Below are 16,591 nucleotides of genomic sequence, written 5' to 3' on the forward strand. Positions count from 1 at the left end.
CACCACATGGTAGACGTAGTTCAATGGCAGAGCACCGGATTGTGGTTCCGGCTGTTGTGGGTTCGAGTCCCATCGTCTACCCCATTATACAGGGATATCGCCAAGCGGTAAGGCACCAGACTTTGACTCTGGTATTCGTAGGTTCGAATCCTGCTATCCCTGCCAGATGGTTCACTAGCTCAGTCGGTAGAGCACATGACTTTTAATCATGGTGTCCGGGGTTCGATTCCCCGGTGAGCCACCAAAATAAAATAGATGCAGATGTGGCGGAACTGGCAGACGCACTAGACTTAGGATCTAGCGCCTACGGCGTGGGGGTTCGACTCCCTTCATCTGCACCAATTTGCGGAAGTGACTCAACGGTAGAGTGTCACCTTGCCAAGGTGAAGGTTGCGGGTTCGAATCCCGTCTTCCGCTCCATAAAATGCGGGTGTAGTTCAATGGTAGAATCCCAGCCTTCCAAGCTGGTCGTGTGGGTTCGATTCCCATCACCCGCTCCAATGTGTGACTTTAGCTCAGTTGGATAGAGCAACTGCCTTCTAAGCAGTAGGCCAGGGGTTCGAATCCCTTAAGTCACACCAATAATATGCACCATTAGCTCAGTTGGTAGAGCAACTGACTCTTAATCAGTGGGTCCCGGGTTCGAGTCCCTGATGGTGCACCATATCGGGGTGTGGCGCAGATGGGAGCGCGCGTGCTTTGGGAGCATGAGGTCGCAGGTTCAATCCCTGTCACCCCGACCATCAAAAGTTAGTAATAGCTTTTTTATTTTGTCCTGCGGGTGTAGTTCAATGGTAGAATCCCAGCCTTCCAAGCTGGTCGTGTGGGTTCGATTCCCATCACCCGCTCCATGTGTGATTTTAGCTCAGTTGGATAGAGCAACTGCCTTCTAAGCAGTAGGTCAGGGGTTCGAATCCCTTAAGTCACACCACATGGTAGACGTAGTTCAATGGCAGAGCACCGGATTGTGGTTCCGGCTGTTGTGGGTTCGAGTCCCATCGTCTACCCCATTATACAGGGATATCGCCAAGCGGTAAGGCACCAGACTTTGACTCTGGTATTCGTAGGTTCGAATCCTGCTATCCCTGCCAGATGGTTCACTAGCTCAGTCGGTAGAGCACATGACTTTTAATCATGGTGTCCGGGGTTCGATTCCCCGGTGAGCCACCAAAATAAAATAGATGCAGATGTGGCGGAACTGGCAGACGCACTAGACTTAGGATCTAGCGCCTACGGCGTGGGGGTTCGACTCCCTTCATCTGCACCAATTTGCGGAAGTGACTCAACGGTAGAGTGTCACCTTGCCAAGGTGAAGGTTGCGGGTTCGAATCCCGTCTTCCGCTCCATAAAATGCGGGTGTAGTTCAATGGTAGAATCCCAGCCTTCCAAGCTGGTCGTGTGGGTTCGATTCCCATCACCCGCTCCAATGTGTGACTTTAGCTCAGTTGGATAGAGCAACTGCCTTCTAAGCAGTAGGCCAGGGGTTCGAATCCCTTAAGTCACACCAATAAATGTGCGATATTAGCTCAGTTGGTAGAGCAACTGACTCTTAATCAGTGGGTCCCGGGTTCGAATCCCTGATGTCGCACCACATGGTAGACGTAGTTCAATGGCAGAGCACCGGATTGTGGTTCCGGCTGTTGTGGGTTCGAGTCCCATCGTCTACCCCATTATACAGGGATATCGNCTATTAACACATAATTATATTATTGATTTAAATATATGTATTTAAGCAAAAGCTAATAAAGTAGCCTCTGCTTAAATTTAGTAATTATTTTTTACTTCCTATAACCTGTTCTTGAATGCTTTTTGGAGTGTCTTCATAATGGTCAAATTCCATAGCATAAACTCCTCTACCCTGAGTTCTTGATCTAAGAGTAGTTGCATATCCAAACATTTCTGAAAGTGGAACGAATGCTCTTATAACTTGAGCACCTGCTCTTGCTTCCATACCTTCAATTCTTCCTCTTCTGGAGTTAAGGTCTCCCATAACATCTCCCATATATTCTTCTGGAACTGTTACTTCAACCTTCATCATTGGCTCAAGAAGGACTGGATCAGCTTTAGCCATGGCGTTCTTAAACGCCATAGAACCTGCAATCTTAAACGCCATTTCTGAAGAGTCAACATCGTGGTATGATCCATCAAAAAGCTTAACTTTGAAGTTCATAACTTCATATCCGCCAAGAATACCGCTTTGTGAAGCTTCTCTTATACCTGCATCGATTGGAGAAATATATTCCTTTGGAATCGCTCCCCCAACAATAGCATTTTCAAATACATATTCACCTTCTGTTGGTATCATTTCTATCCAACAATGTCCGTATTGACCACGACCACCAGACTGTCTAACAAACTTACCTTCAGCCTTAACAGGTTTACGTATAGTTTCTTTGTAAGCAACTTGTGGAGCACCAACGTTACACTCAACCTTAAATTCTCTTGTAAGTCTGTCAACAATTATTTCAAGGTGTAGTTCGCCCATACCTGCAATAATTGTTTGACCAGTTTCTATATCTGTATATGTTTTAAATGTTGGATCTTCCTCAGCTAGTTTATTAAGGGCAATTCCCATTTTTTCTTGACTCGCCTTTGTCTTTGGCTCTATAGCAACTCTTATAACTGGCTCTGGGAATTCCATTCTTTCAAGTATTATTGGATGAGTTTCTACGCATAGAGTATCTCCAGTTGTAGTATCTTTTAACCCAACAACAGCTCCTAAATCTCCTGCACGTAACTCTTCTACTTCTTCCCTATGGTTAGCATGCATTTTAACAAGTCTTCCTATTCTTTCTTTCTTTCCCTTTGTAGAGTTAAGAACATAAGTACCACTTACCATGACACCTGAATATACTCTTGTAAATGCAAGTCTTCCAACAAACGGATCAGTTGCAATCTTGAATGCAAGAGCTGCCATAGGAGCATCATCATCTGATGGTCTTTCATCCTCTGTACCATTATCAGGATTTACACCCTTTATAGCAGGTACATCTAGTGGTGATGGCATATATGCTACAACTGCGTCAAGCATCTCTTGAACACCTTTGTTCTTATATGAAGATCCACAAATAACTGGCACTATCTTATTAGCTATTACTGCATTTCTTAATGCAGCATGAAGTTCTTCTTCTGTTATTTCTTCTGCCTCAAGATACTTCATCATTAACTCTTCATCAGTATCAGCAATTGCTTCTACCATAGTTGCTCTATATTCTTCAGCTTGATCCTTTAGATTAGCTGGGATTTCAACTTCCTCTATTTCAGTTCCAAGGTCATTCTTATGTAGTATAGCTATATTTCTTATAAGGTCAACCATACCAACAAATCCGCTTTCCTGACCTACTGGTATTTGAATTGGAACTGCATTAGCCTTTAGTCTGTCTCTTAATGTTTGCACACAACGGAAAAAATCAGCTCCTGTTGCATCCATCTTATTTACATAAACCATTCTTGGTACACCATATTTGTCAGCCTGTCTCCATACTGTTTCAGTCTGTGGTTCAACACCACTCTTTGCATCAAGTACTGTAACAGCCCCGTCAAGTACTCTTAGAGATCTCTCAACCTCAACTGTAAAGTCTACGTGTCCAGGTGTATCAATAACGTTTATTGCATGACCTTTCCATTGTGCAGTAGTAGCAGCAGATGTAATTGTTATACCTCTTTCTTGCTCCTGCACCATCCAGTCCATTGTTGCTGCGCCTTCATGAACTTCACCTATTTTGTGCGTTTTACCAGTATAGAACAGTATACGTTCAGTTGTTGTGGTCTTACCTGCGTCTATATGCGCCATAATACCTATGTTTCTAAACTTTTCTAATGGAAACTGTCTAGCCACGCTTTTTCCTCCTCTCGATGTTCATACTTTATTCATAGTCTAGATTTTATAAAACTGTTTTGGCAAAAGCCAAAACAGTTTCTATATTAATATCTGTAATGAGCAAAAGCTTTATTCGCTTCAGCCATTTTATGCATATCTTCTCTCTTCTTAACTGCTGCTCCTGTGTTGTTAGCAGCATCCATTAGCTCACCAGCTAATTTAAGGTACATATACTTTTCGCCTCTTTTTTTAGTTGCATCAAGTAAATGTCTTATCCCTAGAGTTTGTCTTCTGTCTGGTCTAACTTCCATTGGAACCTGATAAGTAGCTCCACCTATTCTTCTAGCCTTTACCTCAAGTAATGGCATTATGTTGTTCATTGCTGCTTCGAAAACCTCTAAGGCATCTTTTCCTGTTCTTTCAGCCATTAAAGCAAAAGCATCATAAGCAACCTTTTGAGCTACTCCTCTTTTACCATCTACCATTATGCTGTTTATAAGCTTAGTTACAACCTTGCTATTATATATTGGATCTGGTAATACATCTCTTTTAGCTATATATCCTTTTCTTGGCACTTTACTTCCCTCCTTAACATTTAATATTTAAGTTCATCGGTACTCGGTACTAACTACCGACAAGTGCTCTGTACTTCATAATTTAATATTTATAAATAAATGCTGAAGACTTTGCACCGTTTGGTTTAAGAGACTACTTCTTAGCCTTTGGTCTCTTTGCACCATACTTGGATCTACTTTGTAATCTGTTAGCTACTCCAGCTGAGTCTAATGCTCCTCTGACAATATGGTATCTAACACCAGGTAGGTCCTTAACTCTACCACCTCTTATAAGAACAACGCTGTGTTCTTGTAGGTTGTGTCCTACTCCTGGGATATAAGCAAGAACTTCATATCCGTTAGTAAGTCTAACTTTTGCGATTTTTCTAAGCGCTGAGTTAGGCTTCTTTGGAGTTGTAGTCTTAACTACTGTACACACACCTCTTCTTTGTGGTGATGATGTTAATGCAGGTGACTTTGATTTTTCTGCAACGTCTTTTCTGCCTTTTCTTACTAATTGGCTAATTGTTGGCATACTTACACCTCCTCTTTAATTTGTGCTATATAAATTTTGTTTTTGACTAAATTTAATCCTTAAGCAGTATTGCTGTTGCAGCTCCAACATCTATACCGCAAAGCCTGCCTAATTCTTTCATAGTTTTAATATAGTGAATCTCTAGGGAATTCTCTTTTGCTAGTTCTACTACAGGTTCAATTAGCTTTGCATCTGCATCCAATGCTGTATATAATGCTTTAGCTTCACCATTTTTTATGGCCTTTATACTTTGTTTTATTCCAACAACCTTTTTACCTACTAGCCGTTCTACCATAGTGCAACCCCCTAAAACAATTTCACAGGGATATAAGTTTTAAACCTATATCCCTAAGAAATCACACAAATTGTATTTTATCATTTAAGCTGTATTATGTCAACAAACTTAATTCAAAGTTTAAACTTCTACAGCTGTTTCTTTACCTAGCTCTTCATTTTCAGTATTAATCTTTATTGATCTATATCTTGTCATACCAGTACCTGCAGGTATTAGCTTACCAATAAGAACATTTTCTTTAAGACCAACAAGTGGGTCAATTTTACCTTTAATAGCAGCATCTGTAAGCACTCTTGTAGTCTCTTGGAAAGAAGCAGCAGACAAGAAAGAATCTGTTGCAAGTGCCGCTTTAGTTATACCTAATAAAGCTACACTACCAATAGCAGGCTTTCCACCAAAAGCTTCAACCCTAGTGTTTTCTTCCTCGTAGTCAAACATATCTATTAATGTTCCTGGAAGTAAATCAGTATCTCCTGAATCTTCTACCTTAATCTTTCTAGTCATTTGTTTAACTACTACTTCTAAGTGCTTATCGTTAATGTCAACACCCTGTAGTCTATAAACTTTTTGAACTTCTGAAAGCAGATAGTTCTTAACTCCTAGAACGCCCTTTATTCTAAGAACATCATGTGGATTTACAGAACCTTCAGTGATTTCATCTCCAGCACCTATAACATCACCATTATTAACTCTTAATCTAGAGCCAAATGGTATGTCATAGCTATGTTCTTCTCCTGCTTCAGTAGTTACATAAACTATTCTCTTTTTCTTTGTTTCTTCAATTCTTATAGTGCCTGCAACTTCGCTTACTATTGCAAGTCCCTTTGGTTTTCTAGCTTCAAATAATTCTTCAACTCTAGGAAGACCTTGTGTTATGTCAGCACCAGCAACACCGCCAGTGTGGAAGGTTCTCATCGTAAGCTGAGTACCTGGCTCACCGATTGATTGAGCAGCTATGATACCTACGGCTTCACCATTATTTATCTTCTCTGCAGTAGCCATATTCATACCATAACATTTAGCACACACACCAAACTTAGCTTTGCATGTAAATACAGATCTGATATTAACTTTCTTAATTCCTGACTTTCCAACCTTTTCAGCTGTAAATGCATCCATATAAGTATCTTTCGGAACAATAACTTCACCAGTTTCAGGGTGAATTATGTCCTCAGCACTATACCTACCTGTCAATCTTTCGTCCAAAGACTCGATAATTTCATTACCTTCTCTGATTTCACTTACTTCATATCCTTCAGTAGCTCCACAGTCTTCACTTCTTACTATAACGTCCTGACTTACATCAACAAGTCTTCTTGTTAAGTATCCAGAGTCTGCTGTTTTAAGCGCTGTATCGGCATTACCCTTTCTAGCACCGTGTGTTGATATAAAGTATTGAAGAACGTCTAGACCTTCTCTAAAGGATGCTCTTATCGGAAGTTCGATAATTTTTCCTGAAGGATTGGCCATAAGACCTCTCATACCAGCAAGCTGCTTAATCTGACTCTTAGAACCTCTCGCCCCAGAGTCTGCCATCATAAATATTGGATTAAACTTATCCAAGCTATCCATTAGCGCGTCAGCAACATCTTCTGTAGTCTTAGTCCACTTTTCTATAACTCTTTCATACCTTTCTTCCTCAGATATGAAACCTCTCCTATACATTTTTTCTATCTTGTCAACAGCAGCATCTGCTTCTTCTAATAGAGTCTTCTTTTCCTTAGGAACTATCATATCAGAAGTTGATACAGTTATAGCTCCTATTGTTGAATAGTGATATCCCTTGGCCTTTATATTGTCAAGCATAATAGATGTTTGGCTTGCTCCATGTCTCATATAGCATTTATCTACTATCTTACTTAATGTTTTTTTATTAACAAGAAAATCCACTTCTAGCTTAAATTCATTTTCAGGAAGGCTTCTATCAACGAATCCTAAATCTTGTGGTATGGACTCATTAAATATAAGCTTTCCTGGAGTAGTTTCAATAATGCCACTTCTCTCTACACCATCGACTACTTTTGTAATCTTAACCATAATCTTGTTATGAAGTGTTATTTCTCCAACCTGATAAGCCATAATAACCTCATCTGGCGATGAGAATTTTCTTATGTCCTTTTCTTCAGTCTCTTTCTCCATAGTTAGGTAATAGGACCCAAGAATCATGTCCTGCGTAGGAACACTTACAGGCTTACCATCAGATGGTTTAAGAATATTATTTGCTGCAAGCATTAGGAACCTCGCTTCTGCTTGAGCTTCAACCGATAGTGGAACGTGAACCGCCATTTGGTCTCCATCGAAGTCTGCATTATATGCTGAACATACAAGCGGATGAAGTTTTATAGCTCTTCCTTCAACTAAAACTGGCTGGAAGGCCTGAATTCCAAGTCTGTGTAGTGTAGGTGCACGGTTTAGAAGAACTGGATGATGCTCTATAACCTCTTCTAATACATCCCAAACCTCAGCCTGAACTCTTTCAACCATTCTTTTAGCACTCTTTATGTTATGAGCAACTCCACTTTCAACAAGTTTTTTCATCACAAAAGGCTTAAATAATTCAAGAGCCATTTCCTTAGGGAGGCCACATTGATACATCTTAAGTTCTGGCCCAACAACTATAACAGAACGTCCTGAGTAGTCAACACGCTTACCAAGAAGGTTTTGTCTAAATCTTCCCTGCTTACCTTTTAACATATCAGAAAGGGACTTAAGTGGTCTGTTTCCAGGACCGGTTACAGGTCTTCCTCTTCTGCCATTATCTATTAATGCATCAACAGATTCCTGAAGCATTCTCTTTTCGTTTCTAACGATTATATCAGGCGCACCTAGGTCAAGAAGTTTCTTTAACCTGTTGTTTCTGTTTATAACTCTTCTATATAAGTCATTTAAGTCGGAAGTAGCAAATCTTCCTCCATCTAATTGAACCATAGGTCTTAAATCTGGAGGTATAACTGGCACTACATCGACAACCATCCACTCTGGTCTGTTACCAGACTTTCTGAAGGACTCAACAACTTCAAGTCTTCTAATTATTCTTATTCTCTTTTGACCATTAGCATCCTTAAGCTCTCTTTTAAGCTCAGTTGCTAGTAACTCTAAATCTATTTCAGCCAAAAGTACCTTTATAGATTCGGCTCCCATGCCTGCAACGAAAGCTTCATCTCCATACTTGTCAACAGACTCCCTATACTCTTTTTCGCTTAAGAGTTGTTTCTTCAATAATGGAGTTTCCTTTGGGTCTAGAACAACATAAGAAGCAAAATAAAGTATTTTCTCTAAAGCTCTTGGCGACATATCTAGAATAAGTCCCATTCTAGATGGAATACCCTTAAAGTACCAAATATGTGATACTGGGGCAGCAAGTTCAATATGCCCCATTCTTTCACGTCTAACTTTAGCTTTAGTAACCTCAACACCGCAGCGATCACAAACTATACCCTTATATCTAACTCTCTTGTACTTTCCGCAGTGACATTCCCAGTCTTTTTGAGGCCCAAATATTCTTTCACAGAATAAGCCATCTCTCTCTGGTTTTAATGTTCTATAATTAATAGTCTCAGGCTTCTTAACCTCACCTCTAGACCATTCTCTAATTTGTTCTGGTGAAGCCAATCCAATTTGTATGGCATCAAAATTATCTAATTCAAACAAGGGTATATCCTCCCTTCATAATTAGTGTTCTTCATTAAAATCGTCTAGTTCTAAATCATCATCAAAGCTATCTAGCGGAAGGTCATCATAATCCAATTCAGGCTCTTCTTCGACATCATCTTCTGTCTCGAAGAATTCTTCACTAGGAGCTGGCGGAACAAATTCCTCTGTACCTTCTATATTAACTTCTAACTCTTCTAATTCCTCTTCTACAGATTCCTTAAGCTTAACTTCTTGGTTGTTGTCGTTAAGAACTTTTACATCTAAACAAAGAGCTTGGAGTTCTTTGATAAGAACCTTAAATGATTCTGGAACGCCCGGTTCAGGGATATTTTCTCCCTTAACTATGGCTTCATAGGTCTTAACTCTTCCTACAACGTCATCAGATTTAACAGTCAAGATTTCTTGTAGTGTGTAAGCAGCACCGTATGCCTCTAGCGCCCAAACTTCCATCTCACCAAATCTCTGACCACCAAATTGAGCTTTACCTCCAAGTGGTTGTTGAGTTACTAATGAGTATGGTCCTGTAGAACGAGCATGTATCTTATCATCGACTAAGTGAGCAAGCTTAAGAATATACATATATCCAACAGTAACTCTATTGTCAAATGGCTCTCCAGTTCTTCCATCATATAGAACAGTCTTTCCATCAGCGTCATAGCCTGCCTTTTCAAGACATTCTAATATATCGCTTTCTGTAGCCCCATCAAATACAGGCGTAGCAATGTGCCAACCAAGGTTAGCAGCAGCCCACCCTAAGTGAACTTCAAGTACCTGACCTATATTCATACGTGAAGGAACTCCAAGAGGATTTAAGCATATCTCTAGTGGTCTTCCATCTGGTAAGAATGGCATATCTTCTTCTGGCAGAACCCTTGAAATAACCCCTTTGTTACCGTGTCTCCCCGCCATTTTATCTCCGACAGATATCTTTCTCTTTTGAGCTATATAACATCTAACTAATTTATTTACTCCAGGAGGAAGCTCATCTCCATTTTCCCTTGTAAACACCTTAACATCAACAATTATACCAGCTTCACCATGTGGAACTCTAAGTGAAGTATCTCTAACTTCTCTTGCTTTCTCACCAAAGATCGCACGTAGAAGTCTTTCTTCGGCAGTAAGTTCAGTTTCACCCTTTGGAGTAACCTTACCAACAAGTATATCTCCTGAGCGAACCTCTGCTCCTATTCTTATTATTCCTCTTTCATCTATATCTTTAAGAGCATCTTCACCAACATTTGGTATATCTCTTGTTATTTCTTCAGGCCCTAGCTTAGTATCTCTAGCCTCTGCTTCATATTCCTCAATATGAATGGATGTAAACACATCTTCTGCCACAAGTCTTTCAGAGATAAGCATAGCATCCTCATAGTTATACCCTTCCCAAGTTATAAAACCTATACGGATATTCTTTCCTAATGCTATTTCACCTAAGTCAGTTGATGGTCCATCGGCTAGTACTGTTCCAACCTCAACTTTTTCGCCTTTACTTACTATAGGCTTTTGATTAATACAAGTTCCTTGGTTAGATCTCTTAAATTTCAATAATCTATAAGTATCAACAGCTCCATCTGAGTCTTTCTTAACTCTAACTTCATTTGCACTTACATAAGTTACTACCCCAGCATTTTTAGCCTTAGGGAGAACTCCTGAATCAACAGCAGCTTTAAATTCAATACCTGTACCAACTACAGGAGCACTAGCTCTCAAAAGCGGCACCGCTTGACGTTGCATGTTTGAACCCATTAGAGCACGGCTGGCGTCATCATTTTCTAGGAATGGTATCATAGCTGTAGCTACAGAAACCAGTTGTCTTGGCGAAACATCCATAAGATCAACATCTTCCCTAGGAACAACTATAACCTCTTCCTGAGCTCTAACAGTTATTCTCCTGTCAACGAATATTCCGTCTTCATCAATTACTTCATTAGACTGAGCTACTAGATATTCATCTTCTTCATTAGCGGTAAGATAAATTATTTCATTAGTTACCTTCCCTGTCTTTTTATCTATAAGTCTATAAGGACTTTCTATAAAACCATACTCATTAACTCTTGCATAAGTGGCTAATGAGTTTATAAGACCTATATTGGGTCCTTCAGGGGTTTCTATAGGACACATCCTACCATAGTGAGAATGGTGAACGTCTCTAACTTCAAATCCAGCTCTTTCTCTTGATAAACCTCCAGGACCTAATGCTGAAAGTCTCCTTTTATGAGTAAGCTCTGAAAGTGGATTTGTCTGGTCCATGAATTGTGAAAGCTGAGAACTTCCAAAGAATTCTTTAATGGCTGCAGCAACTGGTCTTATGTTAATAAGTGCCTGAGGAGTTATAACCTCTTGATCTTGAATAGTCATTCTTTCCTTAACTACTCTTTCCATTCTTGAAAGACCAATTCTAAATTGATTCTGTAATAACTCTCCTACAGATCTCAACCTTCTGTTGCCTAAGTGATCTATATCATCAACATGGCCTATAACATACGCTAATCCTAGCTCGTAACTGATGGTTGCAAATATATCATCTTTTACAATGTGCTTAGGAATTAATCTATGTATATTTTTCTTTATTTCATCTTTTATAGTTTTTTCATCACTGTAATTATCAAGAATTTCTTTTAAGGTAGGATAATGCACGAGTTCTCTTATATTAAGATCTGAAACATCAAAATTAACAACCTTATTTAATTTAACAAAGAAATTGCCGATAACTCTTACAATTTTGTCCTCAACAACTATATCAACAGAGTTAATTCCAGCATCTTGAATTTCAAGTGCCTTCTCTCTATCTATTTTTTGTCCCTTTTCAATTAATATTTCACCAGTAATCGGGTGAACAATATCCTTAGCTGCAATTTGATTTGCTATTCTAAGATGAAGAGCTAGCTTCTTGTTAAACTTATATCTTCCTACTCTAGATAAATCATATCTTTTTGCATCAAAGAAAAGTGAATCTATAAGAGACATAGCACTATCTACAGTTGGAGGCTCTCCTGGTCTTAATCTTTTATAAATTTCAAGCAAAGCTTCTTCTTTAGTCTTTGTGCTATCTTTCTCAATGGTTGCCTTTAATCTTTCTTCTTCACCAAAGATTGAGATTAACTCAGTGTCACTTCCATAACCCATAGCTCTTGCCAAAATAGTTATAGGAAGCTTTCTAGTTTTGTCAATTCTAACATATATAACATCGTTAGAGTCAGTTTCGTATTCAAGCCAAGCACCTCTATTAGGTATTACAGTAGAAGCATACAGTTTCTTACCTGTCTTATCTACTGAATAACTATAATAAACTCCTGGTGACCTCACCAGCTGGCTTACTATGACTCTTTCTGCTCCATTAATAACAAAAGTACCCTGCTCGGTCATAAGTGGGAAGTCTCCCATAAAAACTTCCTGCTCTTTAACTTCACCAGTTTCTTTGTTTAAAAGCCTAACTTTCACTTTTAATGGTGCTGCATATGTTGCATCTCTTTCTTTGCACTCTTCTACACTGTACTTGATATTGTCTAAATCAAGCTTATAACCTACAAATTCGAGTACAAGATTTCCAGTGTAGTCTGTAATCGGGTTAATGTCATCAAAAACCTCTTGTAGTCCTTCATCTAAGAACCACTGATAGGAGTCTAGCTGAACCTCGATTAGATTTGGCATATCTGCTACTTCTTTAAGTTTGGAAAAACTCATTCTTGTTCTTTTTCCAACTTGGACAGGATGTACCATGGATTATCACCCCTTGCTTAAAGTAAAAATAACCAAAAGCACATAAAATCTCCTAGGACTTTGTGCATTTGGAAACGCTCTTATCATTCATCGTATTAGTATAACCATTTATGTCAAAATAATTCATAAAATGAATAAAGTGCTAATAAATATTAGTATTGCTATTTTATGAATTATAATCAATGCAATTAATTATGTTACCATAACTAGAACCCTATGTCAACATGTATATTTAAAAAAGAGGCACTTTATAGAAAAGTGCCTCTTTCTAACAAGTAATTTAATTACTTTATTTCTACAGTTGCTCCAACTTCAGCAAGCTTAGCCTTCATAGCTTCAGCATCGTCCTTGCTTACGCCTTCTTTTAATGTCTTAGGAGCTCCGTCAACTACTTCCTTAGCTTCTTTTAAGCCAAGACCAGTTAACTCTCTAACTACTTTTATAACTTTAATCTTTTCAGCACCAGCGCTAGCTAATACTACGTCAAACTCAGTCTTTTCTTCAGCAGCTGGAGCAGCAGCAGCACCGCCTGCAACAGCTACAGGAGCAGCAGCGCTAACTCCGAATTCTTCTTCACATGCCTTTACTAACTCGTTTAATTCTAAAACAGTCATATTCTTTATAGCTTGAATAATTTCTTCTCTTGTCATTTTAAGAGCACCTCCAAAATTTTTAATTTTATTTACTATTCAGCTGAACTTTGCTTTTCAGCGATTGCATTTAATAAGTATGCAAGATTTGATAATGGAGCCTTGAAGCTTCCAAGTAATTGAGCAATAAGAACTTCTCTTGATGGAATAGTTGCAAGTTTAGCAATGCCTGCAGCATCATAAACTGTACCTTCAACTACACCTGCCTTAAGCTCTAACTTCTTATGTCCTTTAGCGAAGTCATTAAGTATTCTTGCTGGAGCTGTAGCATCCTCATATCCAAAAGCTACTGATACAGGACCTTCTAGATGACTTACTAAACCTTCTAATCCAAGTTCTCTTGCGGCTAGAGTTGTTAAAGTGTTTTTGTAAACTTTATACTCTACTCCTGCTTCTCTAAGTTTCTTTCTTAACTCTGTATCTTCTTCAACAGTTAAGCCCTGGTATTTTGCAAATACTATTCCTTGAGCCTTTTCCATTTTTTCTCTTATCTCAAGAACTTTAGCCTTTTTAACATCTAAATTGTTACCCACTGTGTGTCCACCTCCTCACAGTCTAGAACTGCTTTATAAAATTAAAAGTCCCTCCGCAGACGTGGAGAGACCAACAAAATTCTATATTGGAACCCTCGGTAGGTTGGGAAGTCCCTTTATGCTACTGCACCTACTGTCTACGGAATGTTTACATATTTAATTCTTACAACGAGTGATATTATATCAAAGTTATAAGCTTAAGTCAATATTAATCTAGCGCTTTAACTGGGTTGATCTTTATTCCAGGACCCATTGTGCTAGATACTGATACTGATTTAACGTATTGACCTTTAGCAGCTGATGGTTTTGCCTTAATTATAGCTTCCATCATTACACGGAAGTTGTCAGCTAGTTTTTCAGCTCCGAAGGATTTCTTTCCTACAGGAACATGGATTATAGCAGTTTTATCAACTCTATATTCAACCTTACCAGCCTTAATTTCAGCTATAGCTTTAGCTACATCAAATGTAACTGTACCTGACTTTGGATTTGGCATTAAACCCTTAGGTCCAAGTACTCTACCAAGTCTTCCAACTACACCCATCATATCTGGAGTAGCAACAACTACATCAAAGTCAAACCAATTTTCCTTTTGGATTCTATCAACTAGATCCTCAGCTCCAACGAATTCAGCACCTGCAGCTTGAGCTTCTCTAGCTTTGTCGCCTTTAGCAAATACTAAAACCCTAACTGATTTACCAGTTCCATGAGGAAGTACAACAGCTCCTCTAACTTGTTGATCTGCGTGTCTTGGATCAACACCAAGTCTTACAGCAAGCTCTATAGTTTCATCAAATTTAGCCTTTGATGTCTTAACAGCAAGCTCTAACGCTTCTACTGCAGAGTATAGAGTATTTTTATCAACAAGTTTAGCACTTTCTATATAATTCTTTCCCATTTTGCTAAACCTCCTTTGTGGTATTAACGGTTTTTACCTCCCACCGATAACGTAAAACTACGTTTAAGCTGGTAGATATTAAACTCTAAATTTAAAATTATTCTTCAACAACTATACCCATGCTTCTAGCTGTTCCAGCTATCATGCTCATTGCAGCTTCAACGGAAGCAGCGTTTAAGTCTGGCATCTTAAGCTCAGCTATTTCTCTAACTTTCGCCTTAGAAACCTTAGCAACTTTTGTCTTATTTGGCACACCAGAACCACTTTCAATTCCAGCTGCTTTCTTTAATAGAACTGCTGCTGGAGGAGTCTTTAGTATAAAGCTAAAGCTTCTGTCCTGATATACTGTAATAACAACTGGGATTATAAGCCCTGCTTGGTTTGCAGTCTTTGCATTGAATTCCTTACAAAATCCCATGATATTTACACCGTGTTGACCAAGAGCTGGACCAACTGGTGGTGCTGGAGTTGCTTTTCCTGCAGGAAGTTGAAGTTTAATCATTCCTGTTACTTTTTTAGCCATGAGTTTACACCTCCTATAATGTGGTAATGCGGACTTTTGTCCTCCCACTTATTAAGACTTAGGTTATCCCTCGCCTTATTAAGCACTAATCTAATTTTTCTACCTGGTTAAAATCAAGTTCCACAGGTGTTTCCCTGCCAAACATGTTAACTAGTCCTTTAAGCTTATGTTTTTCAGTATTAACTTCCTGAATCAACGCCATAAAGTTTTCTAGTGGACCAGATACAACCTTCACGGTTTCTCCTACCTCCAGGTCAATTTCTATAGGCTTTTCCTGAACTCCCATAGTCTCAACCTCTTCATCGGTAAGCGGTACAGGTTTAGATCCTGGACCAACAAATCCTGTAACCCCTCTTGTATTTCTAACTATATACCAGGAGTCATCATTCATTATCATCTTAACAAGAACATACCCAGGAAATATCTTTTTCAAGGCAGTCTTTTTCTTGCCATCTTTAATTTCAACCTGTTCTTCCATAGGAACTTGTATATCATGTATTAAATGATGAAAGTTTCTATTTTCAACGGTTTTTTCAAGGTTAGCTTTAACCTTATTCTCATACCCAGAGTATGTGTGAACCACATACCATCTAGCTCTCTCTGCCATAATTTCAGGGACAGTATTACTACTTGGTCCCTACCTCCTTTATAGTTTATTTAAAAATCAACTTGAAGAGGTTGCTGAACCCTAAATCTAATATTCCAACAATTACCATATAAATAACACAGAAGATTAGTGTAGCTGCTAGTGCTTTTTTAATTTCCTTTTTGGGAGCCCAGGTAATTCTTTTAGTCTCCGCTTTAATTCCTCTAAAAGCCTTAGTAAAGAAATTTTCTTTAGAATAGTTTACCTCTTTAGCATTTCCATTAACAGCCATTTAATTCACATCCTTATTATTAATAAACCTGTGTTATTTAGTCTCTCTATGAGATGTATGTTTGTGGCAGAATTTACAATACTTTTTCATTTCAAGTCTATCTGGGTCATTCTTTTTATTCTTCATTGAATTGTAGTTTCTTTGCTTGCACTCTGTACATGCTAATGTCACTTTCACTCTCACAATCTACACCTCCTGCTCGTAACCTATATAAGAACGCCAACGCATACTTATCACAGTGTATTACTTAAATAATCTATCATATGTTAACATTTATGTCAACATTTTTAGAATTGGTAATATTTTTAACCTCATAGAGATTTAAAACTTTATAAAAGGACTAGGTCTAGAAACCCAGTCCTATATTTTATTGACTATTTAACTATCGTAGTAACAACGCCTGAACCTACTGTTCTTCCGCCTTCTCTGATAGCGAATCTTAGTCCTTCATCCATTGCTACTGGGTTGATTAACTCAACATTCATATNTACATAAAGCCCAAAATCTTAGATTTTGGGCTAGTGTTCTATA

At 38.6% G+C, this 16,591-nt stretch carries 13 protein-coding genes, 20 tRNA genes, 1 pseudogene and 1 other annotated feature; of the genes and pseudogenes, 20 read left to right on the forward strand and 14 right to left on the reverse strand.

Annotated features, from left to right (window positions below; genetic code table 11):
• The first annotated feature begins 9 nt into the window (after window positions 1-9).
• From NBE98_RS00065 to NBE98_RS00160, 20 genes are all read left to right on the forward strand, one after another.
• Window positions 10-84, forward strand: a tRNA-His gene (locus NBE98_RS00065).
• A 6-nt stretch (window positions 85-90) separates the two neighbouring features.
• Window positions 91-165 (forward strand) — tRNA-Gln (locus tag NBE98_RS00070).
• A gap of 3 nt (window positions 166-168) precedes the next feature.
• Window positions 169-244 (forward strand) — tRNA-Lys (locus NBE98_RS00075).
• A gap of 13 nt (window positions 245-257) precedes the next feature.
• A tRNA-Leu gene (locus NBE98_RS00080) sits at window positions 258-341 on the forward strand.
• Window positions 342-345: 4 nt separating this feature from the next.
• A tRNA-Gly gene (locus NBE98_RS00085) sits at window positions 346-420 on the forward strand.
• A 6-nt stretch (window positions 421-426) separates the two neighbouring features.
• Window positions 427-500, forward strand: a tRNA-Gly gene (locus NBE98_RS00090).
• A 4-nt stretch (window positions 501-504) separates the two neighbouring features.
• Window positions 505-581, forward strand: a tRNA-Arg gene (locus tag NBE98_RS00095).
• Window positions 582-588: 7 nt separating this feature from the next.
• A tRNA-Lys gene (locus NBE98_RS00100) sits at window positions 589-664 on the forward strand.
• Between the two features lie 3 nt (window positions 665-667).
• Window positions 668-743: transfer RNA gene (locus NBE98_RS00105), tRNA-Pro, on the forward strand.
• A 34-nt stretch (window positions 744-777) separates the two neighbouring features.
• Window positions 778-851 (forward strand) — tRNA-Gly (locus NBE98_RS00110).
• Window positions 852-854: 3 nt separating this feature from the next.
• Window positions 855-931 (forward strand) — tRNA-Arg (locus NBE98_RS00115).
• A 4-nt stretch (window positions 932-935) separates the two neighbouring features.
• A tRNA-His gene (locus tag NBE98_RS00120) sits at window positions 936-1,010 on the forward strand.
• Window positions 1,011-1,016: 6 nt separating this feature from the next.
• Window positions 1,017-1,091 (forward strand) — tRNA-Gln (locus NBE98_RS00125).
• 3 nt (window positions 1,092-1,094) lie between these two features.
• Window positions 1,095-1,170 (forward strand) — tRNA-Lys (locus NBE98_RS00130).
• Between the two features lie 13 nt (window positions 1,171-1,183).
• Window positions 1,184-1,267 (forward strand) — tRNA-Leu (locus NBE98_RS00135).
• Window positions 1,268-1,271: 4 nt separating this feature from the next.
• A tRNA-Gly gene (locus tag NBE98_RS00140) sits at window positions 1,272-1,346 on the forward strand.
• A gap of 6 nt (window positions 1,347-1,352) precedes the next feature.
• A tRNA-Gly gene (locus NBE98_RS00145) sits at window positions 1,353-1,426 on the forward strand.
• Between the two features lie 4 nt (window positions 1,427-1,430).
• A tRNA-Arg gene (locus tag NBE98_RS00150) sits at window positions 1,431-1,507 on the forward strand.
• An 8-nt stretch (window positions 1,508-1,515) separates the two neighbouring features.
• Window positions 1,516-1,591: transfer RNA gene (locus tag NBE98_RS00155), tRNA-Lys, on the forward strand.
• A 4-nt stretch (window positions 1,592-1,595) separates the two neighbouring features.
• Window positions 1,596-1,670: transfer RNA gene (locus tag NBE98_RS00160), tRNA-His, on the forward strand.
• 101 nt (window positions 1,671-1,771) lie between these two features.
• Here NBE98_RS00160 and fusA read toward each other — a convergent pair.
• The 14 genes and pseudogenes from fusA to NBE98_RS00230 all read right to left on the reverse strand — a co-directional run.
• Window positions 1,772-3,838, reverse strand: a complete 2,067-nt coding sequence (gene fusA / locus NBE98_RS00165) for an elongation factor G (protein ID WP_250811133.1) — start codon at window positions 3,836-3,838, stop codon at window positions 1,772-1,774.
• Window positions 3,839-3,924: 86 nt separating this feature from the next.
• Window positions 3,925-4,395: a 30S ribosomal protein S7 gene (gene rpsG, locus NBE98_RS00170; protein ID WP_250811134.1), complete on the reverse strand. Its 471-nt coding sequence runs from the start codon at window positions 4,393-4,395 to the stop codon at window positions 3,925-3,927.
• Window positions 4,396-4,528: 133 nt separating this feature from the next.
• On the reverse strand, window positions 4,529-4,909 hold the full coding sequence (rpsL, locus tag NBE98_RS00175) for a 30S ribosomal protein S12 (RefSeq protein ID WP_250811135.1): 381 nt from the start codon (window positions 4,907-4,909) through the stop codon (window positions 4,529-4,531).
• A 52-nt stretch (window positions 4,910-4,961) separates the two neighbouring features.
• Window positions 4,962-5,204 carry a ribosomal L7Ae/L30e/S12e/Gadd45 family protein gene (locus NBE98_RS00180; RefSeq protein WP_250811137.1) on the reverse strand — a complete coding sequence of 81 codons (243 nt, stop codon included), beginning with the start codon at window positions 5,202-5,204 and terminating at the stop codon, window positions 4,962-4,964.
• 120 nt (window positions 5,205-5,324) lie between these two features.
• A complete protein-coding gene (gene rpoC, locus NBE98_RS00185; protein ID WP_250811139.1) occupies window positions 5,325-8,855 on the reverse strand; it encodes a DNA-directed RNA polymerase subunit beta' in 3,531 nt (1,176 codons plus the stop codon).
• 21 nt (window positions 8,856-8,876) lie between these two features.
• Window positions 8,877-12,578 (reverse strand): DNA-directed RNA polymerase subunit beta, encoded by a 3,702-nt coding sequence (gene rpoB, locus NBE98_RS00190; protein WP_250811142.1) that lies wholly within the window; start codon window positions 12,576-12,578, stop codon window positions 8,877-8,879.
• A gap of 284 nt (window positions 12,579-12,862) precedes the next feature.
• Complete coding sequence (rplL, locus tag NBE98_RS00195; protein WP_250811144.1) at window positions 12,863-13,228, reverse strand: 50S ribosomal protein L7/L12; 366 nt, start codon at window positions 13,226-13,228, stop codon at window positions 12,863-12,865.
• Between the two features lie 35 nt (window positions 13,229-13,263).
• Window positions 13,264-13,761: a 50S ribosomal protein L10 gene (rplJ, locus tag NBE98_RS00200; protein WP_349305874.1), complete on the reverse strand. Its 498-nt coding sequence runs from the start codon at window positions 13,759-13,761 to the stop codon at window positions 13,264-13,266.
• A gap of 32 nt (window positions 13,762-13,793) precedes the next feature.
• Window positions 13,794-13,922, reverse strand: a sequence feature (ribosomal protein L10 leader region).
• Window positions 13,923-13,969: 47 nt separating this feature from the next.
• Complete coding sequence (rplA, locus tag NBE98_RS00205; protein ID WP_250811146.1) at window positions 13,970-14,659, reverse strand: 50S ribosomal protein L1; 690 nt, start codon at window positions 14,657-14,659, stop codon at window positions 13,970-13,972.
• 97 nt (window positions 14,660-14,756) lie between these two features.
• Complete coding sequence (gene rplK, locus NBE98_RS00210) at window positions 14,757-15,182, reverse strand: 50S ribosomal protein L11 (protein ID WP_250811147.1); 426 nt, start codon at window positions 15,180-15,182, stop codon at window positions 14,757-14,759.
• Window positions 15,183-15,267: 85 nt separating this feature from the next.
• Window positions 15,268-15,789 (reverse strand): transcription termination/antitermination protein NusG, encoded by a 522-nt coding sequence (gene nusG, locus NBE98_RS00215; RefSeq protein ID WP_250811148.1) that lies wholly within the window; start codon window positions 15,787-15,789, stop codon window positions 15,268-15,270.
• Between the two features lie 46 nt (window positions 15,790-15,835).
• Window positions 15,836-16,060, reverse strand: a complete 225-nt coding sequence (gene secE, locus NBE98_RS00220; RefSeq protein ID WP_250811152.1) for a preprotein translocase subunit SecE — start codon at window positions 16,058-16,060, stop codon at window positions 15,836-15,838.
• A 33-nt stretch (window positions 16,061-16,093) separates the two neighbouring features.
• Window positions 16,094-16,243, reverse strand: a complete 150-nt coding sequence (gene rpmG, locus NBE98_RS00225; protein WP_250811153.1) for a 50S ribosomal protein L33 — start codon at window positions 16,241-16,243, stop codon at window positions 16,094-16,096.
• A 191-nt stretch (window positions 16,244-16,434) separates the two neighbouring features.
• A pseudogene (locus NBE98_RS00230) lies at window positions 16,435-16,560 on the reverse strand (EF-Tu C-terminal domain-related protein); the annotation flags it as partial.
• Window positions 16,561-16,591 lie beyond the last annotated feature (31 nt).

The organism is Clostridium swellfunianum (assembly GCF_023656515.1).
Taxonomy (GTDB): Bacteria; Bacillota; Clostridia; order Clostridiales; family Clostridiaceae; genus Clostridium_AT; species Clostridium_AT swellfunianum.

What these genes read in the sequence shown, in the direction of transcription:
- rplL (WP_250811144.1), bottom strand. Translation starts at nt 13,228, where the DNA reads ATGACAAGAGAAGAAATTATTCAAGCTATAAAGAATATGACTGTTTTA.
- nusG (WP_250811148.1), bottom strand. Translation starts at nt 15,789, where the DNA reads ATGGCAGAGAGAGCTAGATGGTATGTGGTTCACACATACTCTGGGTAT.
- secE (WP_250811152.1), bottom strand. Translation starts at nt 16,060, where the DNA reads ATGGCTGTTAATGGAAATGCTAAAGAGGTAAACTATTCTAAAGAAAAT.
- NBE98_RS00180 (WP_250811137.1), bottom strand. Translation starts at nt 5,204, where the DNA reads ATGGTAGAACGGCTAGTAGGTAAAAAGGTTGTTGGAATAAAACAAAGT.
- rpsL (WP_250811135.1), bottom strand. Translation starts at nt 4,909, where the DNA reads ATGCCAACAATTAGCCAATTAGTAAGAAAAGGCAGAAAAGACGTTGCA.
- rpoB (WP_250811142.1), bottom strand. Translation starts at nt 12,578, where the DNA reads ATGGTACATCCTGTCCAAGTTGGAAAAAGAACAAGAATGAGTTTTTCC.
- rplA (WP_250811146.1), bottom strand. Translation starts at nt 14,659, where the DNA reads ATGGGAAAGAATTATATAGAAAGTGCTAAACTTGTTGATAAAAATACT.
- rplK (WP_250811147.1), bottom strand. Translation starts at nt 15,182, where the DNA reads ATGGCTAAAAAAGTAACAGGAATGATTAAACTTCAACTTCCTGCAGGA.